16 protein-coding genes and 4 pseudogenes are annotated in these 14,954 nt (G+C 68.7%); 15 read left to right on the top strand and 5 right to left on the bottom strand.

What is annotated here, in order from left to right; genetic code table 11:
• The first annotated feature begins 131 nt into the window (after positions 1–131).
• The 3 genes from B056_RS0103530 (at position 132) to B056_RS39250 (ending at position 2,371) form a co-directional block, all read left to right on the top strand.
• Positions 132–1,061: a LysR family transcriptional regulator gene (locus B056_RS0103530; RefSeq protein ID WP_018500524.1), complete on the top strand. Its 930-nt coding sequence runs from the start codon at positions 132–134 to the stop codon at positions 1,059–1,061.
• A gap of 24 nt (positions 1,062–1,085) precedes the next feature.
• Positions 1,086–1,442 carry an NADPH-dependent FMN reductase family protein gene (locus B056_RS0103525; protein WP_018500523.1) on the top strand — a complete coding sequence of 119 codons (357 nt, stop codon included), beginning with the start codon at positions 1,086–1,088 and terminating at the stop codon, positions 1,440–1,442.
• Between the two features lie 362 nt (positions 1,443–1,804).
• On the top strand, positions 1,805–2,371 hold the full coding sequence (locus B056_RS39250; protein WP_051105518.1) for a DUF3592 domain-containing protein: 567 nt from the start codon (positions 1,805–1,807) through the stop codon (positions 2,369–2,371).
• 233 nt (positions 2,372–2,604) lie between these two features.
• Here the strand turns inward: B056_RS39250 and B056_RS0103515 are convergent, their stop codons facing one another.
• From B056_RS0103515 to B056_RS34985, 3 genes are all read right to left on the bottom strand, one after another.
• Positions 2,605–3,342: an SDR family NAD(P)-dependent oxidoreductase gene (locus B056_RS0103515; protein WP_026239278.1), complete on the bottom strand. Its 738-nt coding sequence runs from the start codon at positions 3,340–3,342 to the stop codon at positions 2,605–2,607.
• A gap of 235 nt (positions 3,343–3,577) precedes the next feature.
• Positions 3,578–4,186, bottom strand: coding sequence for a TetR/AcrR family transcriptional regulator (locus tag B056_RS0103510; RefSeq protein ID WP_018500521.1), 609 nt, complete (start codon positions 4,184–4,186; stop codon positions 3,578–3,580).
• On the bottom strand, positions 4,187–5,866 hold the full coding sequence (locus B056_RS34985; RefSeq protein ID WP_018500520.1) for an MFS transporter: 1,680 nt from the start codon (positions 5,864–5,866) through the stop codon (positions 4,187–4,189).
• A 498-nt stretch (positions 5,867–6,364) separates the two neighbouring features.
• Here B056_RS34985 and B056_RS34980 point away from each other — a divergent pair, with 498 nt between their 5' ends.
• The 7 genes and pseudogenes from B056_RS34980 to B056_RS45660 all read left to right on the top strand — a co-directional run.
• Positions 6,365–6,676, top strand: a complete 312-nt coding sequence (locus B056_RS34980; RefSeq protein WP_018500519.1) for a hypothetical protein — start codon at positions 6,365–6,367, stop codon at positions 6,674–6,676.
• Positions 6,673–7,158 carry a hypothetical protein gene (locus tag B056_RS0103495; RefSeq protein ID WP_018500518.1) on the top strand — a complete coding sequence of 162 codons (486 nt, stop codon included), beginning with the start codon at positions 6,673–6,675 and terminating at the stop codon, positions 7,156–7,158. Before B056_RS34980 ends, B056_RS0103495 begins: the two co-directional genes overlap by 4 nt.
• 83 nt (positions 7,159–7,241) lie before the next feature.
• Positions 7,242–7,709: pseudogene (locus B056_RS0103490) on the top strand (N-acetyltransferase family protein); the annotation flags it as partial.
• Between the two features lie 103 nt (positions 7,710–7,812).
• A pseudogene (locus B056_RS45665) lies at positions 7,813–7,908 on the top strand (HhH-GPD-type base excision DNA repair protein); the annotation flags it as partial.
• Between the two features lie 90 nt (positions 7,909–7,998).
• A complete protein-coding gene (locus B056_RS0103480) occupies positions 7,999–8,343 on the top strand; it encodes a winged helix-turn-helix transcriptional regulator (protein WP_018500515.1) in 345 nt (114 codons plus the stop codon).
• Between the two features lie 45 nt (positions 8,344–8,388).
• A complete protein-coding gene (locus tag B056_RS34975) occupies positions 8,389–9,024 on the top strand; it encodes an NADPH-dependent F420 reductase (protein ID WP_063826598.1) in 636 nt (211 codons plus the stop codon).
• Positions 9,025–9,163: 139 nt separating this feature from the next.
• Positions 9,164–9,262, top strand: a pseudogene (locus tag B056_RS45660) (HhH-GPD-type base excision DNA repair protein); the annotation flags it as partial.
• A 61-nt stretch (positions 9,263–9,323) separates the two neighbouring features.
• On the opposite strand, the gene B056_RS43955 reads toward B056_RS45660, so the two are convergent.
• Both B056_RS43955 and B056_RS45915 read right to left on the bottom strand, forming a co-directional pair.
• Positions 9,324–9,665, bottom strand: a complete 342-nt coding sequence (locus tag B056_RS43955; RefSeq protein WP_018500512.1) for an amidohydrolase family protein — start codon at positions 9,663–9,665, stop codon at positions 9,324–9,326.
• A gap of 43 nt (positions 9,666–9,708) precedes the next feature.
• Positions 9,709–9,912: pseudogene (locus B056_RS45915) on the bottom strand (amidohydrolase family protein); the annotation flags it as partial.
• A gap of 167 nt (positions 9,913–10,079) precedes the next feature.
• Here B056_RS45915 and B056_RS34965 point away from each other — a divergent pair.
• The 5 genes from B056_RS34965 (at position 10,080) to B056_RS43950 (ending at position 14,819) form a co-directional block, all read left to right on the top strand.
• Positions 10,080–11,228 (top strand): sensor histidine kinase, encoded by a 1,149-nt coding sequence (locus tag B056_RS34965; protein WP_018500511.1) that lies wholly within the window; start codon positions 10,080–10,082, stop codon positions 11,226–11,228.
• 21 nt (positions 11,229–11,249) lie between these two features.
• Positions 11,250–11,912, top strand: a complete 663-nt coding sequence (locus tag B056_RS0103455; RefSeq protein WP_018500510.1) for a response regulator — start codon at positions 11,250–11,252, stop codon at positions 11,910–11,912.
• A gap of 186 nt (positions 11,913–12,098) precedes the next feature.
• Positions 12,099–13,595, top strand: a complete 1,497-nt coding sequence (locus tag B056_RS34960) for a nitrilase-related carbon-nitrogen hydrolase (RefSeq protein WP_154676803.1) — start codon at positions 12,099–12,101, stop codon at positions 13,593–13,595.
• A gap of 312 nt (positions 13,596–13,907) precedes the next feature.
• On the top strand, positions 13,908–14,483 hold the full coding sequence (locus B056_RS0103445; RefSeq protein ID WP_026239277.1) for an HhH-GPD-type base excision DNA repair protein: 576 nt from the start codon (positions 13,908–13,910) through the stop codon (positions 14,481–14,483).
• Between the two features lie 138 nt (positions 14,484–14,621).
• Positions 14,622–14,819, top strand: a complete 198-nt coding sequence (locus tag B056_RS43950) for a hypothetical protein (RefSeq protein WP_018500507.1) — start codon at positions 14,622–14,624, stop codon at positions 14,817–14,819.
• Positions 14,820–14,954: the final 135 nt, after the last annotated feature.

The raw sequence follows: 14,954 nt of genomic DNA, 5'->3' as shown, positions 1-14,954 counted from the left end.
CCATCGCCCAGCGTGCGCTGTCCCGCGCACCAACTGCATGAAACGCTAGAGCGATGCCCACGGCAGGGGAAACAGAAGTTTTCGGTGGCCCCACAGCGGCTGTCGGTCGATCATCACCGCGGCCCGCCGCCGTGCGGTTCGACCTCCGCCAGCTCGGTTACTTCGTGGCGGTCGCCGAGGAGCTGAACTTCACCCGCGCGGCGCGGCGCCTCAGCGTGGCCCAGCAGTCGCTCAGCAGCGCGATCGCACGACTCGAGTCGCAGGTCGGGTTCGACCTGTTCGAGCGCTCCACCCGGGCGGTGGCGCTGACCGAGCGCGGGTCCAGGTGGCTGCCCTATGCCCGTGACCTGCTCGCCGTCGCGGAGCGTTGCGCGACCGCCGCGCACGACATCGCCGCCGGCGGTGGCGCCAGCCTGCGGATCGGGCTGGCCGCCACCGCGGCGGTCGAGATCACGCCGAGACTGCTGCACGCCTACGCCGAGCGGCATCCCGGCGTCCGCGTCGTGACGAAGCACTACGGCCTGGAGGATCCGACTGGCGGCCTGCGCACCCACCTGAGCGACGTCGCGATCGTGCGGCCACCGTTCACCAGCGCGGGACTGGATCTGGTCGTGGTGGCCACCGAGCCGAGGTTCGTAGCCCTCTGGGACGGCCATCCGTTGTCGACCAGGCAGAACGTCGGGTTCGAGGAGATCGCCGATCTGCCGTGGATCGACGTCGTCGCGTCAGACCCCGTCTGGTGCGCGTTCTGGCGGGTGAACGAGCGGCGTAGCGGACCTGCGCGGTTCGGCGCTCAGGGCCACACCTTGGACGATCTGCTCGACGCGGCCCGCGCCGGCCAGGCGGTCGGACTGGTCCCCGCCTCGATCGCCCGCGCGCAGCGCTGGCCCGGCCTGGCGTTCGTCGAGGTCGCCGACATCCCGGGCTCGGACGTCGCCGTCGCCTGGAACCCGGCCGCCCTGCCCGCGCCCGCCCGCGACTTCATCGGCCTCGCCGCAACGCTCGCCTCCGACCAGCCACCCGGTCACGCGGACGGGCCGGCCCGCGCCCCGTTCCGGTAGAGCCGACCCCTTGAGCGACGTCCTGTGCGCCCACGATCGCGGGCTCGCCACGCGCAGGCCGCCTCCGCCCGCGTCGCCGACGAGGACCTCACCGCCGATGCGATCACCGTCGCCGCCCCGCTGCACGACCCGGGGATCCCGGCGCTGCTTGAGACGTGGGTCGACGTGCTGTTCACCGATCCCCGCCTGAACCCTCGGAGCTGGTGCCAGTGTGAGCGGCGCTGTCGCCTGCAGGAGGAAGTAGGCGCCCAGAGGGCCGGTGTTCAGGTCGTGTTCCCGCTGAACGAACAGGATCTCGTCCGCCGTTGGATCCTCGACGCCGGTCAGGCCGCTTCCCAGCGGCGCTCCGTCGTGGCGGACGCCGAGGAGAGTGGTGTGTAGCCCGGAGCAGTGGTCCGGATGCTCGAAAGCCATCCACTCGGCGATCGGCGCGCCCTGGTCCCCGCCGTGGATGTAGTACCTGGCCTCCCCGAGGACCTCGGTCAGCAGCCTGTGAAAGAAGACCGGACGCACGAGCAGTTCACGGCTCCCGAGGCACTGAGCCGCTGGCTCACCGCTCACCGCTCACGGCCTGGCAAGGGAAGGGACGTCCGTGGGCCACACCGAGTTCGCGGACGCACTGCGCCTGCGCGCAACGCTGCGCAACGCTGCGCGAGGCCGCGGCGGCCAACCAGCGGACTGGGCGACGGTCGCCGGAGACTGTCGATTTCCACTCGAACGTCACTTTCTCGAAGCATGGAGTCGTGGCTACCGCCGAGGTACTGGACGCCGGCGGTCCGCACGAGCGGCCGACGGCACTTTTCGTCACCCGCGCGGGCAGGGAGATTGTCACGAAAATCAGCACTGACGGGGGGGACCTGCGAGCCGGGGAAATCCTGACAGTGGAGTACGACGAGCGTGATCCGACCCGGGCGCGTGAACTTGACCGTTCATGGAACTGGGGTCTTCCGATCGGCCTGACCATAGTCGGACTGGCGATGCCCGCTGTCGCCGGCTGGATTCTCCTCCGCCGTCGCCGGGAATATCCCGGATGGGACGCCCTGTCGCCGTCCGAGACAGCCGAGATCTTCGGGGCACTCTCGGTGCCGTGGTGGCCTGCCGCGCCGTCACCAGCCACCGCCGACGGATCGCGGGAGCATGAGGAAGGTCGGGTCCTCATGCTGCGTCAGGACCAGCAGGCGATCCACCGGGCGCTACCGGGCTGGGATCTGCGCGCGGTGGGAGCCGGAAGTGAGCAGGGCCGCTGGCGGGCCGGCCAACGGCTCAGTACGGCGGTCGAGGAGGTTGTGGTGCCGGCGTGGCCGAGGTGAACCGTGGCGGGTGCGGGTCAGCCTGCTGGAACAACCGCCGCCTCCGGCCACCTGAGCCGCCGCCGTGCGACAACCGGCGCGGGGGGTGGTGCACCCCGGCACCGAGCCAGCGCCGACGACTTCGCCCGTGGCCCTGCGGCGGCTGTCCCGGCGGCCTGGCGGCGGTTGTCCTGACGGTCCTCCAGCTTGCCCGCGACCACGCGACCACGCGACCGGCACAGTCTCCGGCGTGGCTACCAGGCAACCGGGCCGTTGGCGTCGATGAACGTGCCTGACTCCGCGTCGGCGGGCAGCGTCGCGGCCGTGACCACGATCTGCGCCGCTTCGTCGGCGGTCAGCGGCGCCTGCTGTCTGCTGATCGGTGTCAGATCCGTCTGAACGAAGCCGGGACACACTGACGTGACCTTGATCGGAGTGTCCTTCAGGCTCTTCGCCAACTCGACGGCGATGCTGTTCAGCGCGGCCTTCGAGCTTCGGTACGCCGGCAGGAGCATCGAGTAGTACGGCGAAAGAGGGTTGTTCTGATCGGTGAGCGAGCCCATGGTCGACGAGACGTTGACGATCCGCCCGGCGGCGCTCCGGCGCAGCAGCGGCAGAAAAATCTCCGTCACGGTGACCGACCCAAATGTATTGGTCTCGAACGTCTGCCGGAAGATGTCCGTGTCGGCGAACTCATGCTCCACGGTGTCGGTCGCCTCGGGCAGAATGCCCGCGTTGTTTATCAGCACGTCGAGCCGGCGGTAACGTTCCCGGATGATCTCGGCGGCGGCTCGCGCGCTCGCCGGTCTGGTTACGTCGAGTTCCACCCAGTCCGCGGTGAGTCCCGACTCTTCCAGTGCATCTACGGCTTTGCGTGCGGCGGCTTCACCGCGCGCGCCGATAACGACTGTGGCGCCGGTAAGAGCCAATGCCTTGGCCGCCGAAAATCCGAGGCCCCGGTTTCCGCCGGTGATGAGGACTATTTTCGACATTCTTCCCGAACTCCCGTCTATATGGTTCCCCTCAACTGTGGCGGCTGTGGCAGCGGAAGTCTGGCGAGATTCCGACGTCACGTTCCTGTCGTATCGGGTCGTGGAGGCCCGGGTGTTGCTGATCACTGCGCAGTTTTGATCAACCAGCCGTTGGCAGCGGCTGCTGGTGCCCGGAGCGTGGAGGTGGGACTGCGCCTGAGCCAGATCGACGAGGCGGACGAGCTGCCGTTTCCGGTCAGAGTGCGCCGAATCCTCGTTGCAGCCGGGCCAGGGCGTCGTCGATCGCAACAAGCGGGTCCCGGTGCGGCGAGGACGGTGCGGGTCGCCTGGACGTGTCGAGTTGGCTGATCATCATGACGCCGATGATGGCGCCGCTGACTGCGATGACGTCGGGGTCGTTCGCCTTGCGTCCGGCACGTTCTGCCACGGCCACGGTGAACTCGTGCGTGGCGGAGGTGAGGTGATCCAGGTGCGCCGCGCGGACCTCGGGTATCGCGGCGATGAGCTCGGTGCGGTGCTGCTCCAGGGCACGCTGGTCGGGACTCAGGGCGGCGTAGCCGGCGCGCAGCGCCTCGCGGAAGGCCGTGATGACGCCCTCGCCGGCCGGGCGGGCGCGGAAGTGGGACAGGAGATCGTAGTCGGCGGCGTCCCACAGGACCATGTCGGGCTTGGTCGGGAAGTGCCGGAAGCAGGTCCGCGCCGCGACCCCGACCTCTTCGGCGATCATGCTGACCGTGGTCTCGGCGTATCCTCGCTCGGCGAACAGCCGCAGCGCGGTCGACTGGATCGCCTGCTTGAGCGCGATGGTCTGCGTCTGACTCCACGATGGCCGCTCCGGCGACAATTACTCGCTCCCTCCGACAACGGTGTCAGCGCGTGCTGTGTCGATCATTGCCCTGTCACCCGCCTGGCTGACAGGCGACGGCCCCGACACGCCGGCGGCGACGCTGTCGGTTCCGACAACGTCGCCTTCATCGCCGGCGTCGGTCGCGTCTGGCGAGTAGATGGTCGCTCGGCGTGGGAACAGTGCCAGCGCCAGAAGCGCCCCGGTGAACGCTATCCCGCCGCAGACGAGCAACGCGGTGTCGACGCCGTCGACGAACGCCGAGCGGATGTCGGCGAGCAGGGCTGGTGAGTGGAGCTGCTGGGCCAGCGCGGTGCCGTCGAAGACCCCGCCGCGCGCGACACCAGCCTGGGCCGGGGTGAGCTCGGTCATCGCCGGGGTGGCATCGAGGCTGGCGCGGTAGCTGGCGAGTGCGGTGGTTCCGAGTATCGCGGCGCCGAACGGGCTACCGGCATCCTGCAACGCCTGGATGAGGGCCGAGGCGACACCGGCCCGGGCGACGGGGACGCGCCCGAGCGCGGCGGCCGTGGCCGTGGCGAGGACCGCGCCGAGCCCGGCGCCGGTGATCGAGGTCCAGGCGGACACAAACCCGAAACCGCTGCCCGTGCTCGTGCCGGACCCGAGTGCCAGGCCGGCGCTCAGCACCGTGAAGCCGCCGACGAGCACCACCTTCGCGCCCATCGTCTTCGTGAGTGGCTCGGCACCCACCGCGCCGACGGCGAGCCCGCCGAGCAGCGGGAGGAGCCGCAGGCCGGAGCCGATGGAGTCCACGCCGAGCACGGCCTGGAAGTACTGCGGCAGGATGAACACCACCCCGATCATCGCCAACGAGCACAGGAAGGCCAGGACCGTGCCCCAGACGTAGTCGGGGATGCGGAACAGGCCGATGTCGACCAGCGGCTCCCGTGTCCGAGCCGTGACCGGTGCCACGGGCAGGCGGCGGGTCAGGCGACGCTGCCAGGCTGCGAACACGAGCATCAACAGGGTGCCGGCCAGCAGTGCGCAGATCACGACCGTCGAGCCCCAACCACGGGTGCCCGCCTCGGTGAACCCGTAGACCAGCCCGGTCAGTGCCCCGCTGAACAGAGTCATCCCCACGAGATCGAGCCGGCCCCAGTGCGACCCCCGGGACTCTGGCACCAGAGCCACCACCGCGACCAGTGCGATGATCACGACCGGCACGTTGACGAGGAAGACCCAGCCCCACCAGAACCGGTCGAGCAGCCAGCCGCCCAGAATCGGTCCGGTCGGCAGAGCCAGGAAGTTCACGCCCGCCCACACGCCGACCGCTCGGGAACGCTCGTCCTCGGCGAACATCACCGTGACCGCCGACATGGCCATCACCACGATGCCGGCCCCGGCGATTCCGCCCACCGCGCGCGCGGCGATGAACATGGCCGCCGAACCGGACCAGGCGGCCCAGGCCGAGGTGGCCCCGAAGGTGGCCAGAGAGGCGATCATCACCCGGCGCCGCCCGTACCGGTCACCCAGCGACCCCAACGGCAGCATCGCCGCGGCCCAGGTCAGCAGATACGCCGAGGAGAACCACACCAGATCCGTGCCCGAGGCATGCAGCTTCACCGCAAGCGTCGGCAGCGCCACCGCCAGCACCGTTCCGTCCACGCCAACGGCGAAGACGGCCACCGCGACGCCGGCCAGCGCCCACCACTTCCGATCCATGACATCACCTTTGTCATCAAGTGACTTAATGTCAGTGAGTGACACTAGCACAGTGGATGACTTTGATCATCTGGCTATGATCACTCACTCTCGGCCTGTCCGCCGGGCGCGGGCTCCCTGTAAGCCCCGTGCGTAAGCCCTGTGCGCCTCGTCCGGGCGGTCGGTGATGTCTGGCGACGGAATCGGTGATGCCCGGCGGCAGGACCGCGCCGGCTACTTAGCGGTCTGACCGGCGGCTTGTCGGCCGTCGCGGTGCGGTCGGCTACGGTGAAAAGGTGGGACTGCCCCTGAGCCGGATCGACGAGGCAAACGAACTGCTGACCAACGACCCGTTGGCGTTGCTGATCGGGATGGTGCTGGACCGGCAAGTCGGACAAACAAGGAACGATCGGTAGGCGGAGCCCAGTATCGACGGCCTGCTTCGGTCGGGTCGTCGGCGGAACGCGGCCCGTGGCATGGTGGTCACGACGGCGTAATACGCTGTGTTACGCTGACGGCATGCCAAACATTCGGTTCACGATCTCGACGGCCTCGGACGTCCAGGCCGCGATCAGGATGCATGCCGAGGCGGCAGGTATGGATGTGTCCGCCTACATGGTCGCGGCGGCCGTCGCGCAGATGGCGCGCGACGATGCCGCCACGGCGACCTTCGCGGCCCTTGACGCGCGCAACCAGGCAGCCCTTGAGCAGACTGTCGACGTCTCCGAGGCGGACCTGCCTTCGTTCGACGCCTTGGCGGCGGACGAGCAGGCGCTCGTCCGCCGGGTCCTGAACAGCGCGCTTGGATCGGACACCGCAAGCGTCGCATGATCGCGCGTACTGTCGTCTATGACGCCGGGATGCTGGTGGCGCTCCTGCGAGACAGCTCCTCGGCGCGGCTGCTCCACCACGGCCTACGCGCGGCTCCGCACCGGCCGGTCGTCATCGGCCCGGTCCTCGCCCAGGCGTGGCGACCAGACCCGGAGACGGTTCATGCCTTCAGTCAGTACCTGAAGGACTGCACCGTGCCCCAGACTCGGGAGAGCACGCCACCTGTGCGCGGCGTGTCGAGTCTCCCCGCCGGCTGCGTTGCCTGCGCGAGAACCTTCACCCTCGACTCATATAAACGGGCGGGGGCCATGCTCGCCGAGGCCAGGCTTCCCACGAAGAAGCGACCGGACGTCATCGACGCCCTGGTCGTCATAGCGGCTGCTCTTCACGGCCCGGCCCAGATCCTCACCAGCGACCCGGACGACATAGCCGCCTACACCGCCACCCTCGACCGCGCTGACATCGTCGTCGAACCGATCTGAGACGCTCCTCGCGATCCCGGGCTGACGCTCCGTCGTTGCGAACGGCCGAACGGCGGCCTTGATCGGCGCGGCGAGCCGGCGGCAAGATCGGTGTCATGCGCAGCCTCCGCATCCGGCTCGCGGTCACCGATGATCTTCCCGCGCTGCTCGAACTGTACCGGCAGCTCGCTCGCTTTCCGATCGGGTCGCTGCCAACCGACCCGGCCGTCGCCGGCCCGGTCCTCGCGCGCATCCTCACCGACCCGGCCCGGCGGTTGCTCGTTGCCGAGGCCGGTGACAGGGTTGTCGGTACCGCCGATCTAGTGATCATCGCTAACCTGACGCACGGCGGCCGGCCGTGGGCGATCGTCGAAAACATGGTCGTCGACGCCCAGACCCGCCGCCGCGGTGTCGGCGAGGCGCTTATGACCCACGTTCTCGATGCCGCTCGCGCCTCCAACTGCTACAAGGTTCAGCTTCTGTCCCGCAACGACCGGTCGAAAGCTCACGCCTTCTACGCGGCGGTCGGCTTCACCCAGTCCGCCGCCGGGTTTCGGATCTACCTGACCTGATCAGATCACGGCAACTCGACCAGGCCGCGCGGATGTTGGCTCATCGAGCTGAGCCAGATGGCCGCACGATGTTGCCGCGGCGGTGGTCCGCTACGGTGAAGGTGTGGGACTGCACCTGAGCCAGATCGACGAGGCGGACGAACTGCTGACCAACGACCCGTTGGCGTTGCTGATCGGCATGGTGCTGGACCAGCGGATGTCGGAACCGTGGAGTGATCCCCGAGCTTGGCCGACGAGGCGGCCGCGTCCTGCGCTGGCATGACGGCCAAGGTGGCGTGACAAGGGTTCGATGGCCGACTATGACGTCTTCGTAGCCGACTGCCCGGCTCGCACGACCCTGGAGGTCATCGCCGATACCTGGTCGGTCGTGGTGGTGTACGCCCTCCGGGACGGTCCTCGGCGCTACACCGATCTTCGTGCTCGGATTGGTGGGATCAGCAAGAAGATGCTGACTCAGACTCTCCGGAAGCTTGAACGGCGGGGCATCGTCGAGCGGCGAGACCTGGCCACAGCGCCCAAGGGCGTCGAGTATCGGCTCACCGACCTGGGCCGGAGCCTGCTGGCGCCAGTATCCGTGCTCGCCCGCTGGGCCGAGGAGCACGCGGAGGAACTCGGCGACGACTCGTTTGCCTGACGTAGGGCACCGGATGGTTCCCCATGGCTGCCTAGCGTCGCCGGCATGCGAATCGGAATCCTAGGTGCTGGTGTGATGGCGGACGCACTCGGAACCCGCTGGGCGGCGGCCGGTCACGAGCTGATGGTCGCGGGCCGAACGACACAGAAGGCGCGTGCTCTGGCGGAGAAGTGGGGCGGCCGGGTCGGTGGGTTTCAGGAGACGGCCGCGTTCGGCGACGCGGCGTTGATCGCGGTTCTTTACCAGGGGATGCCCGCCACGCTGGCGGCGATCGGCGACGGCCTGCGCGGCAAACCGGTAATCGACTGCAACAACCCCGTCGAGGTCGACCACTTCACGTTGGTCACCGCCCCTGGCCAGGCCATGGCGTGGGAGATCCAGAATGCGACCGGCGGGCAGGTGGTGAAGGCATTCAACCTGTGCCATGCCCGCGTGTGGAAGATGGATGAGCCGTTGTTCGACGGGCGTCGGCTATCTGTTCCGTACTGCACGGACGAGGCCGCCGCGGCGGCCGTCGCCCGCCAGCTGATCGAGCAAGTGGGAGGCGAACCCGTGTCGGTCGGCGATCTCCGCCATGCTCATCATCTCGAGGCCATGGCGGCAGTCGTGATCTCGCTGCTGTTCGCCGGGCGCGATCCGAGCACGGTCTTCAACCTGGTCGACGCTCTCCCACCTGCGTAGGGCGTCACGGTCTGAGCCCGCGACGGAGGACCCAGCTCTCGCTCGTCCGACGCCGCGCGGCCAGGAGCCAACTCGAAGGTGGCCCGGTCGCGCGGAATGCCCTCCGTGGTTTCGCCGGTGTCCCGGTTATGGTGACGGCGTGGGACTGCATCTGAGCCAGATCGACGAGGCGGACGAGCTGCTGACGAACGACCCGCTGGCGCTGCTGATCGGGATGGTGCTGGACCAGCGGGTTCCGGAGGGATGGAGCGGGAAGGACGGAGCGCACAGATCTCGCGCCCGAGACAACAATGCCTAGGCTAGGAACCTCTGCCGATTCGGGCTGCCAACTTCGGAAGCAGCCGTAGGGCATTGTCCCGGCGGACCCGCTGGCGTGTGGTGGGGTTGAGAAACGGGTCGACGTCCAGAGCGGCCGTGACGGCGGCGACCTCCCGAGCGGGGCGGGCCGGCCAGTCTGTTCCGTAGAGAACACGAGTCGGGTCGGCGGCGGTCAGCAAGGTCGGCGTGGCGTACGGCGACATGGGCAGCGCCGTGTCGTAGTAGAAGCGGCGCAACGCCCGGCGGACGGCGTCGGGGTCCGGGCCCTCGCCCTGGCGGCCAGCGGATTCCGCGCGGCCGGCCGCCCAGGGCAGGAATTCCACCGGCGTGCGAGAGAATCACCGAAACGTCTGGATAGCGGTCCAGCGTCCCCGAGCCGACGAGACTCAGCGCCGCCCGCGTGGTGTCGAGCAGGAAGTCCCCGATGAAGTCCGGCACCCGCGCGATCTTGGTGCCGCCTTCCGGGAGGCTGAAGGGGTGGATGAACACGACGGCCCGGCGGTGGTTCAGTTCGGCGAACAAGGGGTCGAAGTCGGCGTGGCCCAGGTAGCGGTCGCCCGTCCTCGTCATGAGGGAGATCGTCATGGACGCTCGACCGGGCAGGTACGCCCTCGTCACATCGGTGGCCAGAGGGATCCGGGCAATCACTCTTGGGAGGGACGCCACGCAGTGGCCGGTCCGCGAGAATGATCGAGATGTCGACGTCGCGGACCCCTTGGCTGATTCGACCAGGTCGGATGTCGCGACCCCGCTGGCTTTCCGCCTGGTGGGACCGGACCGGGCGGACGCGGTCCCGGGAGGTGGACGTCGCGATCACCCTCGCGGTGACGGCAGCGACCGTCCTCCCCACCCTTGCTCCCCACCCACGAGCCTGGTGGATCGTCGGGTTGGCGGTCCTCACCTCGGTTCCCGTCCGGTGGCGGCGACGTGCCCCCATCCGGATGGTGCTGGTCGCTGGACTGGCAATGACGCTCCTGGTGCTGTGGGAGAAGCCACTGCTCCCGTTCGGCCCGCTGGTCTGCGTCTACACCATCGCCGCACTCAGCCCGCCGACATTGCGCGCGATGAGCGTGCCGCTCATCGGGGCGGCGGTGCTCTTCTCGCTTGCCCTTCCGCATGAAAACGGCGACGCCTATCGCGCGGTCGGCACCGCGTTCGTCGCCGCCTACGCCCTGGGCACCGGCGCCCGGGCGCGTCGAGCGCACGCCGCGGAACTGGCCGAACGCGCCCGCCGGCTCGCGGAGGAGCGCGCCGCCGCGGTAGCGAGCGAGCGGCTGCGCATCGCGAGGGACATGCATGACATCGTCGCGCACGCCGTCGGGCTGATGATCGTGCAGGCCGAAGCCGGGCCCCTGGTGGTGCGGTCGGACCCGGATCGTGCGGAGGCCGCGTTCGACGCGGTGGCCGAGACCGGCCGAGGCGCTCTGACGCAGCTTCGTCACCTGCTCGGCGCGTTGCGCCTCACCGGGGACAGCGGGATCCATGCTGTCGAACCCCTGCCAGGACTCGACGGCATCCCCACGCTCGTCGAACGGGTCAGGCACGCGGGACTCGAGATCACCCTGGCCGCCGAGGGCAGCCGTTCCGAGCGTCCCATCCCGGCCCAGGTCGGAGTGGCGGCATACCGGATCGTCCAGGAGGCTCTGACCAACGTGCTACGCCACGCCGACGCCCGGCGCGTGCGCGTCTGCCTACGGTGGGCCGAGACCACTCTCGTCGTCGAGGTGACCGATGACGGCCATGGCCCGGGTGACCCGACCGGCGGATACGGCCTGGCGGGGATGCGTGAGCGGGCGGAGTCCTGCGGAGGATCGCTGCGCGCTGGGCCGCCGGAGAACCCGCGGAAAACGGGATTCGTGGTGACGGCGACACTGCCGCTGGGTTAGGAATCCGCTTGGATCGGAGTCGTGCTACGTGTCCTGATCGCCGACGACCAAGACCTCATCCGCGCCGGCTTCGCCATGATCCTCAACGCCCAGCCGGGCATCACCGTCGTCGGGGAGGCTCACGACGGTGATGCCGCGGTGTCCCAGGTAGCTGAGCTGCGGCCGGATGTCGTCCTGATGGACATTCGGATGCCCGGCATCGGCGGGGTCGAGGCCACCCGCCAGATCTGCGAGGTGTCGCAGGCGAAGGTACTCGTGTTGACGATGTTCGATCTGGATGAGTACGTCTACGACGCGCTCCGCGTCGGCGCCTGCGGATTCCTGCTCAAGGACATCCGCCGGGACGAACTGGTCCAGGCTGTGCGGGTGGTGGCCGCGGGTGACTCCCTGCTCGCCCCGTCGGTGACCCGGCGTCTGGTGCAGAACCTGATCAGGCGGCCCAGCCACGGAACCGCACCACGACTGGCGATGCGGCTGAACGAGTTGACCGACCGGGAAGGCGTGATCCTGCGGCTGGTCGCGAGCGGGATGTCCAATGCCGAGATTGCAGCGGAGCTGGTCGTCAGCGAGCACACGGTGAAGACACACGTCAGCAGGATCCTCACGAAACTCGGACTGCGAGACCGGGTGCAGGCGGTGGTTTTCGCGTATGAGTCCGGGCTCGTCGTTCCCGGGGACGGGTGACGAGTAGTCCGTACGTCTGATCCGTGGGATCGCTCTCGGCGGCGATGCGGCGGCATCCGTGGAAAGAAAGCATCAGGGGCAGCTTTAGCGAAGGGAGCTGCTTCAGTGAAAACCCCAACCCCAACCCCAACGGCAACGTCGGTGCCGGTGCCCGTGACCATCGCGGCGCGTCAGACCGTCGCGGCCGTGGCGGCCGTCCTGGTGTCGTCGCTCCTGTTCCGCCTGGGCACCGGACTACAGCCGTGCCCCTGGTTCACCTGGCTTGCGCCCCTGCCGGTGCTCGCGGTGGCCCTTCGTCTCAGCGCCCGTGCGGCGTTCGCCCTCGCGTTCGTCGCATGGCTCGGCGGGGAGAGCCAGCTCTGGGGCTACTTTCTGGGGACGCTGGACATGCCACCAGCGGTGGGCACGTCCATCATCATCGGCACGGCGTTGGCGTTCGGGCTCACAGTCCTGGGAACCAATGCTCTGCTCGTGCGACGGCGAACGCTGATCGCGGCGTGCTTCCTGCCCGTGACGTGGGCCGGCTTCGAGTACCTGCTGTCGCTGGCGATGCCGCATGGCGCCTGGTGGAGCCTGGCATACACCCAGGCTGACCTGCTTCTGGTGTTGCAGACGGTGTCCGTCACCGGGCCGTGGGGCGTCACCTTCCTGGTCCTGCTGATCCCGAGCACGGCGGCGGTGCTCTTGGCGCCGGGCGTGGTGGGTCGCGCGAAGGCCATCACGGTCGCCGTGACCTTGCTGGCTGTGGCACTTGGATACGGCGGCTGGCACCTGGCCCACGCCCCTGGCCGACAGGAGGCGAAGGTGGCACTGCTCGCCGCCGACCGGCCCGACGACCCGGTCTCCCTGGTCACGCCCGCGGGCCGCGAGCTGCTGGATCGCTACCTTGCCCGCGTCCGAGACGTGGCGACGGGCGGGGTTCGCGTCGTGGTCATCCCGGAGAAGGTCTTCGCCGCGGATGACAGCAGCCTGCGCGTGCTCTCGGAACCCCTGGCCCGCCTCGCCTCGCAACGGAAGATCGACGTGGTCGTCGGACTGGTACTCACCCGCGGCGGCACGACCTACAACGCCGCGATCGACTTCCAAGCCGGCCAGGGAACACCCGCCGTCTACTACAAGCGTCACCTGATCCCCGGCGCCGAAAGCGACCTGAGTCCCGGCGACCAGCCGATGCTCGTACCGGGCCCCGGCGGGGAATGGGCACTCGCGGTCTGTAAGGACATGGACTTCCCTGGCCTGATCCGCGACTACCGCCAGCGCGGCGCGACCGGTGTCTTCGTGCCCGCGTGGGACTTTGGCAACGATGGGTGGCTTCACAGCCGCATCGCTGTCACCGGGGGTGTCGAGAGCGGTGTCACCATCGCACGGTCGGCACGCAGAGGCGATCTGACGGTCAGCGATCCCACCGGCCGGGTGCTGGCCGAGAAACGCAGTGACACAGCGACCATCGCGGCCGTGGTCACCAGGCTGCCGTCTCCAGCCGCTCCTACCGTGTACTCCAGATTCGGTGACTGGTTCGCCTGGGCCTGCCTGCTCGTGTTCGCCGCCGGACTGGCGTCACTACGCATACGACGCGCAGGTCGACGCATAGCGGAACCCCGCCCTCTCATGGTGGGGGCGAACCCGGCCGGCGCGCGCACATCGCGGGGTGCTGAACCAGTCGGTTCCGGAAAGATGGAGTAGACAAGGCGTTTCGTGTCTGTTCGACTACACAAAGACAGAAGTCGGTCTTGTGGTCGCCGGAGCGAAGAGCAGAGCGAGCGACCATAACGGCGTTTGACGAGTCTGGATCTGCACTGTGGCCTCGTGGTCACTTCCTCCCCGCCGTCCTCCGGGACTGGCGGGGCTTTTTTTGTAGGCACCCGGCCAGCATGGGCACGTAGATCCCGTGCGCGTAGCGCGGCGGATCGTCAGTGGGCGATGACTCGGCGGCGAGCTCGTGACGGTCCGTGTCTGCCGCGGCGGCCGGCCGACATGGTCGGCTACGGTGATGATGTGGGACTGCATCTGAGCCAGATCGACGAGGCCGACGAGCTGTTGACGAACGACCCGTTGGCGCTGTTGATCGGGATGGTGCTGGACCAGCAGATTCCGTTGGAGCGCGCGTTCGCGGCGCCACTGGAGCTGACGCGGCGGCTCGGCCGTTCTTTGGACCCGGCGGATCTGGCGGGGATGGATCCGGACGAGCTGGCCGCGGTCTTCTCCATCCAGCCCGCGCTGCACCGGTTCCCGGCGGCGATGGCCCAGCGGACGCAGAAGCTCTGTCGGATCATCGTCGACAGCTACGACGGCGATGCCGCGGGCGTGTGGACGACCGCCGCGGACGGGCGGCAGCTGTTGAAGCAGGTCGCGGCGCTGCCCGGCTTCGGGGTGCAGAAGGCGAAGATCTTCGTGGCGCTGCTCGGCAAGCAGCTCGGCGTCGATGCCCCGGGCTGGCGGGAGGCCACCGCCCCGTTCGGAGAGGCCGGCAGCTACCTCTCGGTGGCGGACATCGTCGACCAGCCGAGCCGGGACAAGGTCCGCGAGTACAAGAAGCAGATGAAGGCGGCGGTGAAGGCTGCAACGGCCTGACCTGCAGGTCTGGGAGTGAACTCCCCATCCTGTCCGCAAGGTGTCCGCTGGATGGCCAGGGTCGCGCGTCGATGTCGGGCGCTCTGTTGACTCACTGTAGTCGTTGTCTGGCGCTCGTTCGTCCGTGTGAGTAGATGTGTGACGCTGCAAGTGGTGGTGGACGGCCTTTGGCGGGACGAGGAGGACGCGGAGTACATCCGGCATCGGTCTGATCGTTATCCCGGCGCGACCGATATCGAGCCTGAGTGGACCTTGGAAGCGGTGAAGGATCCGCGGAGGATCATTCGTGACCCGGACCCGAGGAGCAGGATGGGCGCGGCTGGCCTGATCGGGTAGTCGCGTAGTGCCGGGTTCGTGCCGAACCGTGATTGTCGATCCGATCGATGAGGCTGGGATCACCGCGTGGACGACCCGCGGAAGCGATCTTCGGGACTACCTGGAGGAGGCAGCGGCGGTGACTGATGCCTGAAA

Origin of the sequence: Parafrankia discariae (assembly GCF_000373365.1) — a bacterium.
Taxonomy (GTDB): Bacteria; Actinomycetota; Actinomycetes; order Frankiales; family Frankiaceae; genus Parafrankia; species Parafrankia discariae.
This window is presented reverse-complemented; position numbering and strand designations above follow the sequence as displayed.